General features: G+C 58.0%; 3 protein-coding genes. All 3 read left to right on the forward strand.

The features are described from left to right. Positions 1–272 (forward strand): TOBE domain-containing protein (locus ACILRN_RS16390; protein ID WP_395690033.1); only part of this gene is annotated, 272 nt, incomplete at its 5' end. Continuing rightward, entirely contained in the window at positions 272–1,042 is a 771-nt protein-coding gene (locus ACILRN_RS16395; protein ID WP_395690034.1) for an L-iditol 2-dehydrogenase, read from the forward strand. The genes ACILRN_RS16390 and ACILRN_RS16395, both read left to right, overlap by 1 nt. A gap of 52 nt (positions 1,043–1,094) precedes the next feature. Then, the gene (locus tag ACILRN_RS16400) at positions 1,095–2,561 is read left to right on the forward strand and encodes a mannitol dehydrogenase family protein (RefSeq protein WP_395690035.1); all 1,467 of its coding nucleotides are present in this window, start codon (positions 1,095–1,097) and stop codon (positions 2,559–2,561) included. The last annotated feature ends 472 nt before the right edge of the window (positions 2,562–3,033 follow it).

Below are 3,033 nucleotides of genomic sequence, written 5' to 3' on the forward strand. Positions count from 1 at the left end.
GTGAGCATGCGGCCCGGTACAAGGCCGCCACCATTGGCATCAGGCCGGAGCACATGGCCATTCGGTCCTCGGGTGGCGACCTTCAGGGTACGATCATGCTGGTAGAGCATCTGGGTTCGGATTCCTTCCTGCATGTGGACTGCGGCCAGACTGGTCGCCTTACCGTGCGTGCGCCCGGCGATTATGGCGGAGGAGCCGGCGACAGCGTGGCGCTTCACTTCGACGCCGCCCGCATCCATTGCTTTGATTCCAAGGGAAAGGTTCTGGTCTGATGCGTCTTCAGGGAAAAACCGCCATCATAACGGGTGGCGCACGTGGTATTGGCGCTGCAATTGCCGAGGGTTATGTGAAGGAGGGCGCGCGTGTCTGTGTGGCCGATCTCAATCTGAAGGAGGCCGAGGAAACGGCGGCCCGTATCGGCAACGGTTCTTTTGCCTTCGCGCTCGATGTCACCAGGTCGGACCTCATCAACGCCTGTGTCGCCGAGGCCGAGCGGCGGTTCGGGGGCATCGACATTCTGGTCAACAATGCCGCCGTGTTTGACATGGCACCGTGGGGCGAGATCACGGAGAAGAGCTATGACTTCATCTTTGGAGTCAATGTCAAAGGTCTGATCTTCATGCTGCAGGAAGTGGCGGAAAGCATGAAGCGCAGGGGCAGGGGCGGCAAGATAATCAATTTTGCCTCGCAGGCTGGGCGGCGTGGCGAACCGCTGGTGACAATCTACTGCGCTTCCAAGGCGGCGGTGATCTCGATCACGCAGTCGGCAGGGCTTGCCCTGATCAAGCACGGCATCAATGTGAATGGCATTTCTCCCGGTGTCGTCGATACGCCGATGTGGGACCATGTGGACGGGCTCTTTGCCAAATACGAGAATCTCCCAAAAGGCGCGAAGAAGCGCCTGGTGGGAGAGGGGGTTCCCTTCGGGCGTATGGGCAGGCCGGAGGATCATGTTGGCTGCGCCATTTTCCTGGCCTCCTCCGAAAGTGACTATGTCGTGGCGCAGACCTATAACGTCGATGGCGGCCAGTGGATGAGTTGATGGCTGCTGCCAATACCAGATTTGTCGCTACACCTGAATCAGAGTGTCCAACATGACCAAGCTTTCCCGTGCCAATCTGGCGAGCCTCGGCCCGCGCGTCACCGTTCCAAACTATCGGGCATCCGACCTTCATGCCGGTATCCTGCATTTTGGGCTTGGGAATTTTCACCGCGCGCATCAGGCCGTTTATCTCGACCGCTTGTTCACCGCCGGGCTGAGCCGGGACTGGGCCATCATCGGCACCGGCGTGAGGGCGCCGGACCGCCAGATGTACGAAGCGCTGAAGCCGCAGGACTGGCTCACCACCGTGGTGGAGCAGGAAGCCCATTCCAGCGGAGCCCGGGTAACGGGCGCGATGATCGGCATGATCCCGCCGGAGGACCGCGCCGCCATCATCGCAAGGCTTGCCGATCCGGATATCCGCATTGTTTCCATCACGGTGACGGAAGGCGGCTATTTCATTGATCCGGCCACCGGCAAGTTCAATCCGGAATTTCCCGAGATCGCGCGCGATGGTCAGTATCCGGACGATCCACTGACTGTCTTCGGTCTGATCGCCCTCGGGCTGAAGAAACGCCGCGATACTGGAATCAGGCCTTTCACCGTCATGTCTTGCGACAATATTCCACACAATGGAGTCGTAGCACGGAATGCGGTGGCGGGCGTTGCGCGGCTTTACGATCCGGTTTTGGCCTCTTGGATCGAACAGAATGCTACATTTCCGAACGGCATGGTGGATCGCATCACGCCCGCCACGACGGAGCGCGAGCGCAACGCACTGTCGCGCGACTACGGCGTCGAAGACAATTGGCCGGTCTACTGCGAAGAGTTCATCCAGTGGGTGCTTGAGGACAACTTCTGCAATGGCCGCCCGGTGCTGGAAGAGGCAGGCGTGCAGTTCGTCCCTGATGTGACGCCCTTTGAATTCATGAAGATCCGCATTCTCAATGGCGGCCATGCAGCAATTGCCTATCCGGCAAGTCTGCTAGACATCCATTTCGTGCATGATGCGATGAACCATCCCCTCGTGGGCGCCTTCTTCGCTAAGATCGAACGCGAGGAGATTATGCCCACCGTGCCGCCTGTGCCGGGGGTGAAACTGGAGGACTACTACCACCTCATTCACCGGCGGTTTTCCAATCCCAAGATCGGTGACACCATTCCGCGCCTTGCCTTCGACGGCTCGAACCGCCAGCCCAAGTTCATTGTACCGGTGGCGCGTGACCGGTTGAAGGCTGGCGCCTCTATCGCGGCACTGGCCTTCGAGTCCGCTCTGTGGTGCCGGCATTGCTTCGGCAAGTCCGAGTCGGGCCGGGACATCACGGCGGGAGATCCCATCTGGCCGCGCCTTAGTGAGCTTGCAGCTAAGGCCAAGAACGACCCACTGGTCTGGCTGGCGATGGAGGATGTCTATGGTGATGTGGGGCGCTCAGAAATCTTCCGCAGGGCCTTTACCCGGAACCTAAATGATATCTGGTCCAAGGGCACAGAAAAGGCGCTCAGAGATTTCGTGATTTAGGATTGTTCCTGCAGCTTTACTAGACCTCAATGGTGTGGGATTGGCGTCTGCCTCCTGTGACCCCGAGAGCGCACTCTTTTGCTCATCGGTCACCCAATTTACGCTGGCGCTCATCCGAATCCTGGCGGGGGTTCGACCTCAATCAAAACTCAAGCACAGCAAAGACAACGAATTTCAAACGACGAGTGTTGGCTGCTAGCAGCGTTCCTTCCGTTGTTTATTCTCGAACAAAGCCTCTCGGAGCGATCAATGAAAACTGACAATCCGCTGTATTTGCGGGTTTTCTGGTGCGAGGCCGTTGACTGGGAAATCGCTTGCCAACCCAAGAATTGCATTTCTTGGTTCGATATTCTCTGAAGCTGCTGACTGATCCAATTTGGTACGGTACTTCTAAGCATATGAAACAAGGTTTTAATCGTGTGAGTTCTGCAGTGCGTTGTGGCCACGATGCGGCTACCCAATAAGGCGGTGA

This window comes from Aestuariivirga sp. (genome assembly GCF_044238155.1).
In the GTDB taxonomy this organism is placed as follows: domain Bacteria; phylum Pseudomonadota; class Alphaproteobacteria; order Rhizobiales; family Aestuariivirgaceae; genus Aestuariivirga.